The organism is Parachryseolinea silvisoli (assembly GCF_021190955.1).
GTDB classification, from domain to species: Bacteria; Bacteroidota; Bacteroidia; order Cytophagales; family Cyclobacteriaceae; genus Ohtaekwangia; species Ohtaekwangia silvisoli.
Genome location: NZ_JAIOAO010000003.1, coordinates 722282 through 738905, shown reverse-complemented (window position 1 = coordinate 738905; position 16624 = coordinate 722282). Strand labels below are relative to the sequence as shown.

At 53.1% G+C, this 16624-nt stretch carries 14 protein-coding genes; 5 read left to right on the top strand and 9 right to left on the bottom strand.

Translation table 11 applies throughout. The features are described 5' to 3' along the window. Positions 1-133: 133 nt before the first annotated feature. The 7 genes from K7P01_RS20180 to K7P01_RS20150 all read right to left on the bottom strand — a co-directional run bounded on the left by K7P01_RS20180 (position 134) and on the right by K7P01_RS20150 (position 8191). Positions 134-1960: an ATP-dependent DNA helicase gene (locus K7P01_RS20180; RefSeq protein ID WP_267296384.1), complete on the bottom strand. Its 1827-nt coding sequence runs from the start codon at positions 1958-1960 to the stop codon at positions 134-136. Positions 1961-1993: 33 nt separating this feature from the next. Further along, positions 1994-4342: a penicillin-binding protein 1A gene (locus K7P01_RS20175; protein WP_267296383.1), complete on the bottom strand. Its 2349-nt coding sequence runs from the start codon at positions 4340-4342 to the stop codon at positions 1994-1996. A gap of 79 nt (positions 4343-4421) precedes the next feature. Next, the gene (locus K7P01_RS20170) at positions 4422-4958 is read right to left on the bottom strand and encodes a Dps family protein (RefSeq protein WP_267296382.1); all 537 of its coding nucleotides are present in this window, start codon (positions 4956-4958) and stop codon (positions 4422-4424) included. 97 nt (positions 4959-5055) lie between these two features. Continuing rightward, complete coding sequence (locus K7P01_RS20165; RefSeq protein WP_267296381.1) at positions 5056-5709, bottom strand: SGNH/GDSL hydrolase family protein; 654 nt, start codon at positions 5707-5709, stop codon at positions 5056-5058. A 37-nt stretch (positions 5710-5746) separates the two neighbouring features. Continuing rightward, positions 5747-6625: a cysteine synthase CysM gene (gene cysM / locus K7P01_RS20160; protein ID WP_267296380.1), complete on the bottom strand. Its 879-nt coding sequence runs from the start codon at positions 6623-6625 to the stop codon at positions 5747-5749. Positions 6626-6642: 17 nt separating this feature from the next. Further along, positions 6643-7470 (bottom strand): serine O-acetyltransferase EpsC, encoded by an 828-nt coding sequence (gene epsC, locus K7P01_RS20155; protein ID WP_267296379.1) that lies wholly within the window; start codon positions 7468-7470, stop codon positions 6643-6645. Positions 7471-7738: 268 nt separating this feature from the next. Beyond that, positions 7739-8191 (bottom strand): GreA/GreB family elongation factor, encoded by a 453-nt coding sequence (locus tag K7P01_RS20150; protein ID WP_267296378.1) that lies wholly within the window; start codon positions 8189-8191, stop codon positions 7739-7741. Between the two features lie 70 nt (positions 8192-8261). On the opposite strand from K7P01_RS20150, the gene K7P01_RS20145 reads away from it, so the two are divergent. Both K7P01_RS20145 and K7P01_RS20140 read left to right on the top strand, forming a co-directional pair. Further along, on the top strand, positions 8262-9356 hold the full coding sequence (locus K7P01_RS20145) for a family 20 glycosylhydrolase (protein WP_267296377.1): 1095 nt from the start codon (positions 8262-8264) through the stop codon (positions 9354-9356). A gap of 50 nt (positions 9357-9406) precedes the next feature. Continuing rightward, entirely contained in the window at positions 9407-9817 is a 411-nt protein-coding gene (locus K7P01_RS20140) for a response regulator (RefSeq protein WP_267296376.1), read from the top strand. 2 nt (positions 9818-9819) lie between these two features. Here K7P01_RS20140 and K7P01_RS20135 read toward each other — a convergent pair whose 3' ends face one another. Further along, positions 9820-10164: an HAD family hydrolase gene (locus tag K7P01_RS20135; protein ID WP_267296375.1), complete on the bottom strand. Its 345-nt coding sequence runs from the start codon at positions 10162-10164 to the stop codon at positions 9820-9822. Positions 10165-10168: 4 nt separating this feature from the next. Between K7P01_RS20135 and K7P01_RS20130 the strand changes: the two genes are divergently transcribed. From K7P01_RS20130 to K7P01_RS20120, 3 genes are read left to right on the top strand one after another with little or no spacing between them, the layout of a single operon-like run. After that, positions 10169-11047, top strand: a complete 879-nt coding sequence (locus tag K7P01_RS20130; protein WP_267296374.1) for an FAD-dependent oxidoreductase — start codon at positions 10169-10171, stop codon at positions 11045-11047. Between the two features lie 16 nt (positions 11048-11063). After that, positions 11064-11798 carry a DNA-formamidopyrimidine glycosylase family protein gene (locus K7P01_RS20125; RefSeq protein ID WP_267296373.1) on the top strand — a complete coding sequence of 245 codons (735 nt, stop codon included), beginning with the start codon at positions 11064-11066 and terminating at the stop codon, positions 11796-11798. A gap of 50 nt (positions 11799-11848) precedes the next feature. Further along, complete coding sequence (locus K7P01_RS20120) at positions 11849-12430, top strand: DUF4142 domain-containing protein (protein ID WP_267296372.1); 582 nt, start codon at positions 11849-11851, stop codon at positions 12428-12430. An 11-nt stretch (positions 12431-12441) separates the two neighbouring features. Here K7P01_RS20120 and treY read toward each other — a convergent pair whose 3' ends face one another. Then, positions 12442-16623: a malto-oligosyltrehalose synthase gene (gene treY, locus K7P01_RS20115; protein WP_267296371.1), complete on the bottom strand. Its 4182-nt coding sequence runs from the start codon at positions 16621-16623 to the stop codon at positions 12442-12444. Between the last annotated feature and the right edge of the window lies 1 nt (position 16624).

The window sequence follows — 16624 nt, the reverse complement described above, 5'->3', positions numbered from 1 at the left end:
CAGCCGGAGCGATAAAGGGAGGATGTCTCCGTGTTGAGTCCGAGTATAGCCCGAGTATAGCCCGAGTTTAGTCCGCGCTAAAGGACAGGCTCATGACACCGTCATTTATGTTTTGGCTCGCTGGGCGCTGGGATTAAAAGGTTACGTCGGCGGAGCGTTGGACGTCGGTGTATGTCTGTTCGATGGCTTCACGGAGGGCCTGCAAATCGCCCAGGTATTTTTTTACGCGGGGGCGGTCTTTCATGACCTCGTAATGTTCTTCGAGCAGGCCTTGAAAGTCATCTCGCAGACGGTTGGAGAAATATTCGCGCGCGTTTTCGAGACGAGCGTAAACTGGCTGGAAATCGTTTTGGACGGATGCCTCTTGTACGATACGCCGGAGCTGTTCCTGGAACCGCTGTGCTACATTTTGCAGTACGTTCATTTTCATGACCATGTCGTCGGTCATGGCTTCGGCGTCGGCCTTGTCGCGGAACATGCGTTGGGACAATTCGTCACGAAAACGGATGAGCTCGTCTTGCACGCCGGCCAGGTCGAATAAAGCAGCTACCGCCTCTAGCGCCACCTGTCGCCGCTCTTGTTGCAACAGCGGACCTAGCGATTCGAGCGATGCTTCTTCCTGGGCAAACCGAATGATACGTTCATCGGTCATGATGCTGCTGGCCAGGATGCGGGAGTGCAACACGATGCCTTGCAGCGAGGTGCACCGGCTTAACGCCACATATACTTGTCCTGCCGCGAAGGAGCTGCCTGCATCGACAATGGCGCGTTCGAAGGTCAGTCCCTGGCTTTTGTGGATGGTCACGGCCCAGGCCAACCGAATGGCGTACTGGGTAAACTCTCCGAGTATCTCTTCCTCGACCTGGCGCGTGCGGGAATTGAATGTATAGCGGATATTTTTCCAGGTGTCTTTTTGTACCTCCAGCTCGGGTCCTTCGCCGGGGAAAATAACGACTATGCGATCGGACGTGATGTGGGTGATGCGTCCGATCTTGCCGTTGTAGTACCGGCGTACGCGCTCCATGTCGTTCTTGATAAACATTACCTGTGCGCCGACGCGCAGGTGCAGTACCCGGTCGGTTGGAAAGTTGCGTTCCGGAAAGTCGCCGCGCACCTCCCCTTCGAAGCGCCAGGTAGGACCCGGCAACTTTTCGAGCTCGCCGGCGTTGATCGCGTCGGCTTTGTGGTTGTGCGTGGTCAGCGTGATGTATTGTTCCTGCGCGGATGGGCGGAAGCCCGGTTGATACCGCTCGTGCAACCGGAGGTAGTCTTCCTCTTCCATGGTATTGTTGCGCACATTGTTCAGGACGCGAATGAAGTCGGGGTCGCGCTGGCGGTAGATTTTCTTTAGCTCGAGGTACAGAGGCTTTACCTGTTGCAGGACGCGCGCCTGGAAAAAGAACGGTCCGTCGTAATACTCGCGCAGAATGCGCCATTGGTCATCGGGGATAACAGGGGGCAGCTGAAACAGGTCACCGATGAATAACACTTGCACGCCCCCAAAGGGGCGGTATGGTTTCCGCCGAATGTATCGCAGCACGGTGTCGATGGCATCGAGGGTGTCGCTACGCACCATCGAGACTTCGTCGATGATGAGCAGCTCCAGCGCGCGAATGACAGCCCGTTTTTCGGAATCGAGCTTAAGATCCTGCAGCAACGAATACTTGTCGCTCATGTCGTCGGCATGTTCGAAGCCAGGCTTTGCGTCGGGCACAAAGGGCGTGAACGGCAGCTGAAAAAAAGAATGTATGGTGGTGCCGCCACAGTGAATCGCGGCCACGCCGGTAGGCGCCACGATAACCGTGTTTTTTTTTGTGGTCGTCTTGATATGACGCAGAAAGGTGGTCTTACCGGTGCCGGCCTTGCCTGTGAGGAACACGGGCCGGGAGGTTTGATGGATGAACTCTTCCGCCATGTCAAAGAGTATATTTCGTTCGATATCAACGGGGGCGGAAAGCATGGCCCCAAGATAACGAAAAAGATGCGACGGCCATCAGCGTCCGAACAAGCGCTTGAGAAAGCCCTTTTTCTTTTTTTCGGGTTCGCCGAAGGCTCGTTTTTCCTCTTTGTTCTTTTTACCGAACAGGCGCTGGAACATGTTGCTGTCCGATCGGTATAGATCGCAGGCAAGCTTGTTGGCCAGGGATGGATAGAGCGCGGGGAAGCGGGCCTGACTGATGTTGGCAAAGCGGTTATCGGCGTTGACCTGATGCAGGAAATCGCCGACGATGGGCAGGGCCGTGCGGGCTCCCTGACCGAGCGAGGTTTTGCGGAACCGAATGCGCGGGTCGTCGGCACCAACCCAGGAACCGATGACCAGACGCGGGGTCATGGCAATGAACCAGCCATCGGCGTTGGACTGCGTCGTACCGGTTTTGCCGGCGATGTCGTTGTGTATGCCATAGCGCGACCGGAGGCCGGTCGCAGTGCCTTCGTTGACGGTGTGTTTGAGCATTTCAACCATCATCTGCGCTGTCTCGGGCGACATGGCCTGTACAGACTCGTCGGATGCTGTGAAAACCTGCAATGACTTGCCGGTATGGTCCTGGATGGCTGTAAGATAGTAGGGTGTAGTCGTCTTGCCGTTGTTAACAAAGCACGCATAGGCACGTACCATTTCGATCATCGAGATGTTGGCTGCGCCCAGGGCGATGGCGGGCACTGCCGGCAGGTCACTTTCGATGCCCATACGGCGGGCAAGCGCGATAGTGTTGTCGATGCCGGCTTTTTCCAGCACGCGTACCGACACCGTGTTAACTGAGTACGCCAGGCCCCCGGTGAGTGAGTACTTACGGTCGTAGTTCTCTTCGGTATTTTCCGGCTTCCAGCCTTCGACATTGGTATATTCTGTTTTTGCAGCGGAGACAAAATCGCAGGGATCAACACCTTGTTCCAGCGCCGCGGCATATACGATCGGCTTAAACGTCGAGCCGATCTGCCGGCGAGTATTCTCCCGCACATGGTCGTATTGAAAGAACTGGTGGTTGATTCCCCCTACCCACACACGGACGGCGCCCTGGCGCGGGTCAAGGGCCAACATGCCTGCCTGCAGAAACCGGAGGTAATGCCGAACAGAATCGTATGGGCTCATGACACGTTCCTTCTCCCCTTCTTCTGCCAGCACATTCATGAGGACTGGCTCCTGCATGGCGTGGATGATCTCTTCATGGCCCAGCCCCTGGCGAGCCAGTGACCGGTACCGCTCGGATTTACGCAAGGCATTGTCCAGGACGGCCGGTTTGTTATACCAGGGATCTTTACTGCCCCAATGTTCCAGGAACCGTTTCTGAAGTCCCGCCATTTGGTTGCTCACAGCGATTTCGGCATATTGTTGCAATCGCGAGTCGATCGTGGTATAGATCTTTAAGCCATCGGTATACAGGTTATAGTGCTTACCGTTGGCTTTTGTATGTTGTTCACACCACTCCTGCAGCTCTTCCCGGATATATTCGCGAAAGTACGGCGCTAAACCGGAGTGATGGCTGATCTGATTATACGAGAGCTTGATCGGCAGCGCCTGTGCAGCGGCGACGTCTTCCTGCGATAGCTTATTATATTTTTTCATTTGCGCCAGCACGACATTGCGTCGCTGTGCGGCTCGCTCGGGGTGCAGACGAGGATTATAATACGATGTGGCTTTGAGCATACCGACTAACACAGCGGCCTGGTCGACGGTGAGTGCGGCCGCGTGTACCGAATAAAACCGTTGCGCGGCAGCCTCAATGCCATAGGTATTGTCGCCGAATGGAACTGTATTGAGGTACAATGCCAGCAGGGACTCTTTGTTATATACCGCTTCGAGCCGTGAGGCCAGGATCATTTCGCGAATTTTGTTGATAGGCATCGAGAAAAGCCAGTACTCCCGTCGGGGATATAAATTTTTGGCAAGCTGTTGTGTTAAGGTACTGCCGCCGCCGGAAGACTCCTGCTGCAGCAGGATGCTTTTTACCATTACGCGCAAGAGGCTCTTGCCGTCTATACCACCATGTTCAAAGAAACGGATGTCTTCCGTGGCTACGACGGCGTCGACCACGTGACGCGGCAATGTGGCATAGTTAACATTGGAGCGTTCCTGTATGAAGTAGCGCCCCAGCAGCACACTGTCAGCACTATATACTTCTGTCGCCAGGGGATTTTCAACGGCCTTCAGCTCTTCTTTATCGGGAAGATGTCCGAGGGCCCCCGTCCATGTAAGTACAAACAGGATCAACACGCAGGAAACGGACGCTCCGATGAACGCGCCGGCGACATACATTACTTTTCGCAACGTCGTGCGGCTCTGAAACGAAACCCACACTTGACGCCAGGTTTCGCGGAAGCGCGGTAAAAAATAAAACTTCATTTTACGGTCTTTGGATAAAAAAACGCAGGATTGAATACAATGTTATTCAATCCTGTCTGATTGTAAGCCTAACCGACTTTTACTTCGCCAAAAAAGCAGTCAACATCCAGTGATGCTTTTCAAGCTTGTTAATAAACTTCTTGATCATCTCTTCAGTACCGGAGTCACCTTGTTCGGCGGCAGCGTGAACGGCGTCGGCCATAAAATGCAGCAAGATGGTAAAATCACTCAGTACTTCGCGGACCATGGTGCTGGATTCGAGATCTGTTCCCGTTTCCTTTATGGTAGAAACTGTCAGGTAATCTTTCAGCGTGCTGAAGGGCGTCTGGCCGAACACGCGGATGCGTTCCGCAAGCTCATCGATGTTCATGAGTGTCTCTGTATAAAGCTGTTCGAATTGTTCGTGCAAGTCGAAAAAATCGGAGCCTTTAACGTTCCAGTGGTAATTACGCAGTTTTTGATAGTGAACGCTATAATTGGCCAGCACTTCGTTCAGCGCATGTGAAATACGCTCAACTTCTTCGGGCGACCAGCCCAGTTTCGTGGGTTTTGCTTTTGCCAGACGATTGTCCATTTGGGTCTTGGCCACGTTCTCAACATCTGTTTTTGACTCCATACATGCTCATTGTTGGTTCGTAAACCTAGACGCAATTTTCATTCCCGCCAGCCTAAGACAAGCACGTTCATCTGTGAGGATATTTTTCCTCACTCCCCTACTTCACATAGGGGGCCAGCACGCGCGCCCAGATCTCATAGCCGTTAGCTTTCATGTGCAGACCGTCTTCGATGAACAGATCGCCTTTTACCTTACCGTTGGGATCGAGCATGGGTGTCCATACATCGGCATAGGTAACATGTTTATTCTTTTCTGCCCATGCTTTCAGCATGCCATTGAAGGTGGTATAGGTCTCTCGAAGATTCCAACGTGCGAGGCTCGGCTTGGCGGCGATGAAAACTACGTTTACCCGACGAGAGACTTTTTTGCGAATGAGGCGTAACAAACTATCGGCCTGGCGCATGACCTCTTCGGGCGTTTTGCCGGAAGCCAGGTCGTTGTCGCCTTCATAGATAAAGATCTGTTTGGGATGATAGGGTAAAATGAGCTTGTCGAAATAAAAGATCAGGTCACTCATGTGTGAGCCTCCGAAGCCCCGGTTTAGCACATTCTTGCCGGGAAATGACGAGGCGATGTCGGGCCGCCACAGGCGGACACTGGAGCTACCCGTAAACAATATGAGATTTTTCTTCTTTACCGTGGTGTCGCCCGCGACCAGATTTGTTACTTCTGTTTCAAAACGCCGTGGATCTTGTGCAACTGCTGTAAATTCCAGTAACAGCAGGCTGGCGATGAGGAGTAGGTTTCGCATTAAAAGGAATGGGATTATGTTGAAGAACGACTTGTAGTTATTCGAACAGGTCGGAGCTGAGGTAGCGGTCGCCCCGATCGCAGACAATGAATACAATCACTCCTTCGGTGATCTCGGAGGCGATCTGCAGGGCGGCGCTCAACGCTCCACCACTGCTCATGCCGGCCAGTACACCTTCTTCGCGCGCCAGCCGTTTGGTATAGGTCCGTGCGTCTTGTTCACGCACGTCCACGACGCGGTCCACGCGGTGCGGTTCAAAGATCTTGGGTAAGAATTCGGGAGACCACCGGCGAATGCCCGGAATACAAGAGCCTTCGGTTGGCTGCGTGCCTACGATCTGTATGGCGGGGTTTTGTTCTTTCAAGAAGCGCGACACGCCCATGATGGTGCCGGTGGTGCCCATGGCCGAGACAAAGTGCGTAACCTTGCCGGCGGTGTCACGCCAGATCTCGGGGCCGGTGGTGCGGTAATGCATACCGTAGTTGTCGGCGTTACCAAATTGATTGAGAATGTGATATCCTTCTTCGGCGGCCATTTTCTCCGCCAGCTCGCGCGAGTATTCGATGGTTCTGGCGGCCGGCGTCAGAATGACCCTGGCGCCGTAGGCTTCCATGGCCAGAACACGCTCGCGTGTGGAGTTGTCGGGCATGACGAGGGTCATTTCCAATCCCATGATACGTGCGATCATGGCCAACGCTATGCCGGTGTTGCCACTGGTGGCTTCCACCAGTTTATCGCCGGGCTTGATCTGTCCGCGTTGGAGCGCCGCGGTAATCATACCATAGGCGGCGCGGTCTTTTACGCTTCCGCCGGGGTTATTTCCTTCAAGCTTTCCGTAAATTGTTACCCGCTTGTTGACCGGGATGGTCTGCAGGGTTACGAGGGGCGTATTACCGATGAGGTCTGCGAGGTTCATATAAAGTCTGAAATTCCTTATTTGAATATGACCATGTCGGTCTGATTAGTATCGTCGTTGAACATTTTTGCCTGGTAGTAGATCTTCGAATGCGGGGGTACGCTGCGTGTAAGCCAGACATTGCCACCGATCACGCTGTCGTGACCAATGGTTGTTTCGCCGCCGAGTATCGTCGCGCCGGCATAGACGACGACGTTGTCTTGCAGGGTGGGGTGGCGCTTGCGCCGGGCGTCTTCTTTGTTAACACTAAGCGCGCCCAGTGTAACACCCTGGTATATCTTTACATGATCGCCAATGATAGTGGTCTCGCCGATTACCACGCCCGTCCCGTGGTCGATGCAGAAATAGTCGCCGATGGTTGCTGCCGGGTGAATATCAATACCCGTACGGCTATGCGCATGCTCGGTAACGATCCGCGGGATGTCTACCACATTCTGGCGGTATAATTGGTGTGCCATGCGATAGGCGGCGATCGCATAGAAACCGGGATAGGTACGTACCACTTCACCCGCGCTTTTCGCCGCCGGGTCACCGGCATACATGGCGGCTACATCTTGTTGTATCTTTTCAAAGACGTTGGGAAGGGCGTCAAAGAAATCGGCTGCTATCTGCACCGCGCTCAGCGTGCCGGTGGCGGCGTTGTTCTGCAGTAGCCGGGCAAGGTCGCGTTGAAGCCGCTCCATAAGCTCGGTAAATTGTTCCTCCGAGAGGTGTGCCAGCTGCGTGAAGTCAGCAAAGAGTGCTCCGAGCAATTCCACAAAGAAATGCTGTACTTCTGCCGGCGACGGGCAAGTGGGGCACACCAGGTGTGATTGATAGAGCTTTCGTACGAACGTTTTATCCATGCACGGGTCAGTCAGCTATGCTTGTTGAAACAAAAAACGAGAATTCTTTCCAATAACACACGTTTTTTAACAATCAGTTCCGGCGATTGACATCTTAATTCCGGGATTCCGGAAATCTTTATCCCGTATTCATAACCCTGCAGACGGGATTTTATCTATTAACCCAGCCAATTCAGGCACTTTTCATTTCCAACCGCCTCGCGGAATGATCGAGATATGGGGCATAGGTCGTTACCGTCAGGGTGTACAAGATCTGGGGTCGAGCCGGTTATTCAACAGAATCGATGCGGTATGTTTTTTTGTTAAACTGAAATTCATCGCCCACTTTCCGCCCGATGAGCAGGGTCCCGATCGGTGATGCCGGGGAGATCGCGAAGTATGCTTCTTTGCCCTCACCGAGTGCACCGGCGCTTACCGCTATATAGAAGTTTCCCTGCGTGGTTCTTACGGCGCTGCCGAGCTGTATGATCGGGGCGCTTCGCAGCGGGTCGATCTGTTCCAGTACTTGCTGAAGCTTTCGGTTTTCCTGTAGCTGCGCATTGAGCTTCTCCATTTCGTTTTGCGCCATGGCACGGGCGGTCTCATATTTATCGCCTGCGGTGCTTTTAGTCTCTTCATTGGCCGACTCTTTTACTTCTTCCAGGGCCTGGCTGATGTCCTGGATGCGACGCTGTACGTGGTCCCTGCAGAGCGCGTAAAGTTTTTGCTTGTGTGTGCTCATGTGTGTTTAAAAACGCTTCGTGAAATTCTACAATATTGATATTTTGGATACCATATTTCCTAGTATTATCATGATGAATCCTCCGAAATCATTCTTCCGGCTTCTGGCCATGGCGCTGTTCTTGCTACCCGGTATTTTACCTGCTCAGCAGAAAGAAATTGTCACTTTTCCGCTCCGCGGGTTTTGTATTGCTGCGCCGCGCCCGGCGGACGTCGATCAGTTCGTGAAGTTTATTTCGGAGGAACTGGTTCCACGAAAGGTAAATACCCTGATTTTACGGATTGACTGGAACTACCAGTTTGTTCACCATCCCGAGCTACGCGACAGCGTGGCCCTCAGCAAGGACGACGTTAAGAAGATGGTCTGGGCGTGTAAGCGCGGAGGCATTCGCGTGATTCCGCAGATCAACCTGTTGGGCCACCAGTCCTGGGCAGGAACCGTTCACAACCTGCTGCGGGTTTATCCGCAGTTGGATGAGACGCCCCACGTCAAGATGCCCGAAAAATATAGCTGGCCCAACGCCGACGGACTGTATTGCAAGAGCTATTGCCCCCTGCACCCGGAAGTGCACCCAATCGTGTTTTCACTGATGGATGAGATCTGCGACGCTTTTGAATCGGACGCGTTTCACGCCGGCATGGACGAGGTCTTCTATATCGGCGACGATAAGTGTCCGCGGTGTGGCGGCCGCGACAAGGCGGAGCTTTTTGCTGGTGAGGTGCGGGTGTTACGCGACTACCTGGCGCAGCGCAACCGGCAACTGTGGATCTGGGGCGACCGCCTGATCGATGGTAAGACTACCGGACTGGGGATGTGGGAGGCCAGTCTGAACAATACACACCGGGCCATCGATATGATCCCCAAAGATGTGATGATCTGCGACTGGCATTATGAGCGCCCTGATAAGACACCGGTATACTTTGCCATGAAAGGGTTTAAAGTGGCGACGTGTCCGTGGCGTAATCCATCGGTGGCCTTAAACCAGGTGGAAGACATGCGTACCTTCCGGCGGGATGCCACGCCGGAAATAAAGGAGAACTTTCAGGGTATTATTCAAACAGTGTGGTCGGACACGCGCAGTTTTCTGGATGGATATTATGGTAAGAAAAAGGACCCTGCGGACAAGGGCAACACGCCCTGGAATTGTTTCCGAACCATCTATTAAGTCGTTTTCGCGATGCGATTATCGTGTGTGAAATTGTATCTTTAGCACCCATGAACACCTATTCTATTCTGTTGGTTGAAGACGATCCAGACGACGTTGAGTTGATGATACAGGCGCTGCACGACAACGACGTGCCGTACCATATGGAGACGATCAGCCAGGGTGACAAGGTGGTGCCGCACCTGGAGCAATGTGAGACGCTGCCGGACATCGTTGTGCTGGATTTGAATTTGCCCAAACTTCACGGGCGGGAAATCTTAACCCGCCTCAAAGCGCAGCCACGCCTGCAAAGTCTGCCGGTGGTTATTCTTACGACGGCTTCTTCGCAGCCGGAGCGCGACCAATGCCTGCAGCTGGGCGCCGACCTGTTTATTACCAAGCCGTCTACTGTGAAAGGATTTAATGAAATGATTGCGGCTATTGTCGAATGCGTACGCCAACAGCCGGACTTGCGGCGCTAGCGCTACAGCAGATATCTTTCGATGGCCTGCGCCACGCCGTCGTCAATGTTGGCCTGCGTTATCTCTTTTGCCAGTACCTTTACTTCTTCCCGACCATTGGCCACGGCAATCCCCCACCCGGCCGCTGCGAGCATATCCATATCGTTATAGTTGTCGCCAAACGCCATAGCATTTGAGGCATTCAGGCCGTAGCAGGTTTTGAGCACCAGTGCCATGCCCGATGCTTTGGAAATGGCACGCGGTGCTATTTCGAGGTAGGTGGATTTTGATCGATAGGCGTGCACTTCTGTTGAAAAGCCACGTTCGAGGGCTTCTTGCAGCGAGGATATCTCTTCTTCTGGCCCCATACACATGACCTTATGGGCTAACCTGGTGTATGCCACCCACACGCCGCCGGGTATAAACCTGTTGCACCTGCGCCTGGCCCCCTGGAGAAGCTATGCTATGGCCGTCACCCTGACCGACGGCCAATACCCGGAAGGGCTTTGCTATGATATGTATGATCCATACCACTATTACCGCACACAGGTTGTCGACGGTAAGTCGTATTTAATTGCCGGTGGTGAAGATCACAAAACGGGGCATGAGGAAAACACGGAAAAGTGTTTCCGTACGTTGGAGGCACATGTTCGAAAATACTTTGCCGTTGAGTCGATCGCGTATCAGTGGTCGTCTCAATACTTTGAACCGGTCGACGGACTACCGTATATCGGCAACCTGCCCATGCATGGAAATAATATCTATGTGGCCACGGGGTATGGTGGCAACGGCATGACCTATAGCACTGTGGCCGCAGGCATCCTGCGCGACCTGATCACGAAGCAAGAAAATGTATACCAGGAGCTGTTCAGTCCTTCGCGCATTAAACCGGTGGCAGGCTTTACAAGCTTTATGCAGAACAACCTGGATGTGGCGAAAAACCTTATCGGCGGTTGGTTTGCCACGGAGGCCTTACAAGATCTGGCAAATCTTGCGCCCGGCGAAGGCCAGGTTGTAGAATACGAAGGCAAGTCGATTGCTTTGTCCCGCGACAGTGAAGGTGCGTTGCATGCCGTATCGCCGACATGCACCCACATGGGGTGCCATGTCGCCTGGAACCTTGCGGAGCAAAGCTGGGATTGTCCTTGCCACGGCGCGCGGTATTCGCCAGACGGAAAGGTGCTGACCGGCCCTGCCAGTGCAGACCTGGAGGTTGTGTCGCTACGCAGCGCGGTGGAGTCCAAATCGTAACGTTACCCTTGCCACTATGCCTGAAGGTCCGTCGATCATCATTCTGAAAGAAGCTGTCAGTGTGTATGCCCGAAAAAAAATACTGCATGCTTCTGGCAACACCCAGCAGTTTGATCCGGCGATGCTGGAAGGTAAGTCTATACGCAGCTTTAAAAGTTGGGGAAAGCATTTTCTAATTTGCTTCCCCACCTTTACGCTTCGAATTCATTTTTTATTGTTCGGATCGTATCTCATCAACGAACGCAAGGATAAAACCCCTCGTCTTAGCCTTCAATTCAAGAACGGCGAGATAAATTTTTATGCTTGCGGATTGCGCCTACTGGAAGAGCCGCTGGACGACCTCTACGATTGGGCGGCGGACGTGATGAGCGACCAGTGGGACCCGGCGCAGGCGCTGCAAAAGCTCAAGGACAATCCCGACATGCTGGTGTGTGACGCATTGCTGGATCAGTCTATCTTTTCGGGTTCGGGGAACATTATCAAAAACGAAGTGCTTTTCCGGACACACATCCATCCCCAAAGCCTCGTGGGAAAATTACCGGCGGCCAAGCGCCGACAGCTGATCGACGAAGTAGTCCGCTATAGCTTCGACTTTTTAGCCTGGAAACGGGAGTTCACCTTACGAAAACATTGGCAGGCGCACACTAAAAAGACCTGCCCGCGCGATGGGGCGCCGCTTCAAAAAGAGTATCTAGGCAAGACGAACCGTCGCACGTTTTACTGCGACGTATGCCAGAAGTTATATGTTTAGCCATTGTGAGTGGCATACTTTTTTAATTTTTCAAGGAAATATTATTCATTATGAATACGCGCATCTATCTATCCCTTGTCGCTTTCGCGGCCCTGTTGTCCTTCACCTCGTGCGGTAACAAGTCGCCAGACAGCACCGAGGCGGCCGAGGCTGAGAATGACAAAAAACTTGACACCCTCGATCTTGAAGCGGACGGCGAGTTTGCCGTTGCTGCGGCCGATGGCGGTCTGCTGGAAGTTACGCTCGGTAAGCTTGCGCAGACAAAAAGCGTCACGCCGGCAATTCAGGAACTGGGAAAGACTATGGAGCTGGACCACAGTAAAGCCAACGAAGAACTTAAGGCGCTGGCAGGGCAAAAGAATATAACATTGCCCGACTCTTTAAGCGAAAAGAGCCGGCGTATGGTAGACGATCTGTCTCAAAAGGCGGGAAAAGATTTTGACAAGGCCTATGCCGACATGATGGTGGACGATCACCAGAAGGATATCGATACCTTTCGAAAAGAATCTGAGAAAGGGAATGATGGCGATCTGAAGGCCTGGGCTACCGCTAAGTTGCCAATCCTGGCACACCATCTGGAGATGGCGAAGCTGGCCCGTGAAAGCATCAAAGAAGAGAAGAAAGCCAACTAACTTTACCGGGGCTAACCCCGGTTATAATATTGTGTTAGCGTACGCAGCGACTCTTCTGTCGCCGCGGTTATGGCGTGGGGCTCCATGCGCCAGCGCCAGTTCGCTCCCACCGACCCCGGTGTGTTCATGCGGGCATCGCTGGCCAACCCGAGAATGTCCTGCATGGGAACGATGGCCATTCGCGCAATGGAAGCATGGGCAAGTCTTACCAGGGCGGAAGGCACTGTGTTTATCTCTGCCGTGGTGCCGGTATACTCCACCACTGTTTTGCGGACCGCCGCATCCAAATCTGTAAACCACCCGCGTGTTGTATCATTATCATGTGTGCCCGTGTACACGATGAAGTTTGTGTTTTCGAAATTATGCGGTGCATAGGGCGATGATCGCAATTCGTCGCCGAATGCAAATTGAAGTACTTTCATTCCCGGAAAACCAAACGCATCGCGTAAAGCATATACATCCTCGGTTATTTCGCCCAGGTCTTCTGCTACGAACGGCAATTTCCCTAACGCTTGCCCTATCGTATGGAAAAAATCGGCCCCCGGGCCTTTTTGCCACTTTCCTCCTACCGCTGTTTCCGCATCGGCGGGCACTTCCCAATAGGATTCAAACGCACGAAAATGATCCAGGCGGACCTGGTCGTAAAGTTCAATATTTTTACGCAAGCGATCGATCCACCACGCGTATCCCGACTCTTTCAACTTATCCCAGCAATATACCGGCATTCCCCACAGTTGCCCCTGATCATTGAAATAATCGGGGGGCACGCCGGCGATATATTGCGGACGGAGCTTATCATCCAAACCAAACAGTGTTGGATTGGCCCAAACGTCGGCGGAGTCGTAGCTCATATAGAATGGTATGTCACCCAGGAAGCTGATGTCCAAACTACGGCAATAGGATTTTAGCCGCTTCCACTGACGATCGACTATAAACTGCAACCACCGCGTTTTGTCCAGGCGATCGCTATGCGCCTGACAGAATTGTTGCAACGCCTGAGGGTCGCGCATTCTGAATTCCTTCGGCCAGGATGCCCAGCTCTTTTCATGATGATGCTCGCGAAGTGCTTCGTAGGCTGAGAAGTCGCTTAGCCACGTTGCCTCCGTCTTCACAAATGCGTCGAGCTCCTGCTGCAGTGCCGGGTAGTTTCCTGTTTTAAAGCGCGTCCAGGCACGGTCATACAGCGGCTGTTTTATCTTCTTTACTGCAGCGAAGTCGATGGCTGCGGTGGCGGGCACTCTCGATGCAGCCAGTTCATCCGTTGTGAGCAGACCATCTTCTGCCAACAGTTCGGGACTAATGAGCCAGGGATTTCCGGCCATGGCGGAGTACGCACTGTAGGGTGACTCGTCACTACTTTGCGAGGTAGGGTTTAAGGGAAGAAGCTGCCACACTGTTTGGTGGGCGCGATACAAGAAGTCGGCAAAGGAATAGGCCTGCGGTCCCAGGTCACCGATGCCAAACACTGATGGCAGCGACGTAATATGCAGTATAATACCTGCACTCCGGCTGCTTTGCGGGGCAGAGGCACTTAATAAGCCTACGGGGCATATTGCGAGCACATCCTTTACGGCGATGTGTTTCGATTGCTTTGTTTTCTCGCGCGTGAATACATTCTGCCATGTCTCCGGCGCGTCCGGCGGCAGTTGCACACGGGTGTCCTGCCAATCCACAGGTTGGTCGGTGGCGTATAGTGGCGCGATCACTATATATTGTGTCTTTTTATATTTCCGTGAAAAGGCAATTATGCGATTACGGTGCGTACCTTCCACTGCCAGCGGTATATATTCACCTTGCGAAAAGACTTCTGCTGACGTGGCCCGCTCGCGAAACAGGCAGGCTGTTAGCCAAAGTTTTATTCCCGCGTCGTGGCGATCTTGCCAAAGCTGGCTCCAGATGCCGGCGGGGTCTTTGGCGGCAGTTTGTTCCAGCGCTTCCAACCGCGCCAGGCGGTGACGATAGTCCACCGGACGGCGGTTGTCCGGGTCGACCAGGCTCAGGTCCCACAGCTCACACCCCTGGTATACATCCGGAATGCCCGGACACGTGAATTTCAGCAATACCTGGGAGAGTGTATTTTGTAGGCCCGCTTCCGCCACGCGCGCGGAGAGCGCGCGGAATGATTTCTGCCACGTGCCTTGTTCTGCCAGTAGCCCCGTAGTGAATTTTTTGACGGCTTCTTCGTAGGCCTCATCGGGCGCGGCCCAATCGGTACGGCGTTTGGCTTCCCGGAAGGCTTTTGTGAAATAGGCTTCGAGCCGCTCGGGAAACTGTGCGTCGGACGATTGTGCCCCGATAAGGGTTTGGTATATAAAATACTCATCGTTTGCATCCGGGCAGTCTTTTTCGCGAAGGACTGCGTTTTGTTTCTGCCAGGTGCGCACTGCCTCTACCCAATCGCCGGCCAGGGCCGCCAATCCATTGAGACGTGCCCGCACGTCTTCCCCCCGTTTGGTATCATGCGTGGAAGTAGCATTTAAGGCCAGCGGCCAGGCTTCCTGCCGGTGTCTCATGATGTCGTGAAACTGTTCTACGGCCAGGCCAAAATATTCAGGCGAGTCGCCTACATCGTTGTGCCCCAGAAAGCGATTATAGGTATACATGAGCGTATCTTCTACGCCTTTGGCCATGAGCGGACCCGCAAACTGCATGCAGCGAAGAAAGAAACGGATGGCACGTGTATTGTATTCTTCGTCGCCTTCTTTCGTCGATTCCAGTAGTGCCTGTTCCAACAAACCAACGGCCGTGGCAAGTTGGGGCAAGTCCTGCTTTATATCCCGAAATAATGCGCGGAGCTGATGTTCGTCCGCCGGTTCCAGCGGAAGCTTGTTGCTATACGCACGATACGTTGGGAAACGGATCAACAGTTCTGCCAGACACGACTTAAGATCTTCTGTCGAGACTTGTTCGCGTTGTTCTTTCGGAATCAAGTTCAACTCCTGTAAGAAGCCGGAGAGATTGTTGAGCTCGCCCACCATATGGCGAAACAGGATATTAGCTTTTTTGGCGCGGATCTGGCCACGGATGGCCGGGTCGTCGGGCACGAGCGTGCTATAGAATGCCGAGAGTGTTTTTTCTGATTCGGGGGGTGTCAGCAGGTTGTTAACCCAAGCCAGAAATTCATACCCTGTGGTCCCTTGAATGGGCCACGCCGGCATATCCTCGTTCAGTTGCAGAATTTTTTCGGCTACGATGTACGTATCCTCTCCTACCAATGCTCGGAGGCGTTCGAGGTATTGCGTAGGATCGTACAAACCATCGATGTGGTCCAGGCGCAACCCCTGAAATATACCCTCGTCGACATATGTTTTTATCAGCATATGGTAGTGCTCAAACACTTTCTCATATTGCATATTCAGGCCGATCAGCTCGTTTACCGTAAAGAAGCGTCGGAAGGTTATGCGCTCATCGGTCTGATGCCAGGCACTGAATGTGTAATTTTGTTCGGCGGCAATGGCTCGTAAGAGTTCTTTATTGTCATTGACCGCCAGGATGCGTTGCTCGATATATTCCAGCATGTCTTCCTGCCGGGTGAGCGCTTCGAGCTGCAAGATCAGCTCATGCCACCGCAGCGTATAGGCCACGGGCTCTTCGACTGTGTGCAGTTCATCGATCTGATTGATGAACACATTTATCGCGTCAGGCATATCCGTGCCTTGCAAGATCGATGTATATGAGCGCGGATGTAGCGGATAGGCGTTGTCGTAGTACTTAAATACCAGTCGTTGTTCCGCACGCATCACCTGAAGCTCCTGGTTGAACAATACATCTTCCAGCGATGCACCGAGGATCGGCACGGTGAGGCGTCCATGAAAAAGCTCGCTTGACCAGGCCTGATCGAAGAAAGAAGCATAGACCGAGTTCCGACCTTTCTCGAGTACATCCATCAGCCAGATGTTTTCGGGATGGTAGGCCATGTGGTTGGGAACGATGTCTTGCAACCAGGAGATGCCGGCTTCACGCAACGTTTTGCTGATGCTGCGAAGCTGGCCGTCCGTACCGATCTCGGGATTGATGCGATGCGGATTGATCACATCGTATCCATGCATACTTCCGGGCACCGCCTCGAAGATAGGCGATGCGTAAACCGTTTTTACACCCAGCTTTTGCAGGTACGGTATAATCTTTTCAAAATCAGTGAAATTGAAATTCTTATGAAACTGTATGCGGTATGTGGCAACCGGATTAAACATA

Coding starts and splice junctions, on each gene's coding strand:
- K7P01_RS20175 (WP_267296383.1), bottom strand. CDS start 4,342: ATGAAGTTTTATTTTTTACCGCGCTTCCGCGAAACCTGGCGTCAAGTG.
- K7P01_RS20135 (WP_267296375.1), bottom strand. CDS start 10,164: ATGGGGCCAGAAGAAGAGATATCCTCGCTGCAAGAAGCCCTCGAACGT.
- K7P01_RS20140 (WP_267296376.1), top strand. CDS start 9,407: ATGAACACCTATTCTATTCTGTTGGTTGAAGACGATCCAGACGACGTT.
- K7P01_RS20150 (WP_267296378.1), bottom strand. CDS start 8,191: ATGAGCACACACAAGCAAAAACTTTACGCGCTCTGCAGGGACCACGTA.
- K7P01_RS20145 (WP_267296377.1), top strand. CDS start 8,262: ATGATGAATCCTCCGAAATCATTCTTCCGGCTTCTGGCCATGGCGCTG.
- K7P01_RS20180 (WP_267296384.1), bottom strand. CDS start 1,960: ATGCTTTCCGCCCCCGTTGATATCGAACGAAATATACTCTTTGACATG.
- K7P01_RS20125 (WP_267296373.1), top strand. CDS start 11,064: ATGCCTGAAGGTCCGTCGATCATCATTCTGAAAGAAGCTGTCAGTGTG.
- K7P01_RS20130 (WP_267296374.1), top strand. CDS start 10,169: ATGACCTTATGGGCTAACCTGGTGTATGCCACCCACACGCCGCCGGGT.
- epsC (WP_267296379.1), bottom strand. CDS start 7,470: ATGGATAAAACGTTCGTACGAAAGCTCTATCAATCACACCTGGTGTGC.
- K7P01_RS20165 (WP_267296381.1), bottom strand. CDS start 5,709: ATGCGAAACCTACTCCTCATCGCCAGCCTGCTGTTACTGGAATTTACA.
- treY (WP_267296371.1), bottom strand. CDS start 16,623: ATGTTTAATCCGGTTGCCACATACCGCATACAGTTTCATAAGAATTTC.
- K7P01_RS20120 (WP_267296372.1), top strand. CDS start 11,849: ATGAATACGCGCATCTATCTATCCCTTGTCGCTTTCGCGGCCCTGTTG.
- K7P01_RS20170 (WP_267296382.1), bottom strand. CDS start 4,958: ATGGAGTCAAAAACAGATGTTGAGAACGTGGCCAAGACCCAAATGGAC.
- cysM (WP_267296380.1), bottom strand. CDS start 6,625: ATGAACCTCGCAGACCTCATCGGTAATACGCCCCTCGTAACCCTGCAG.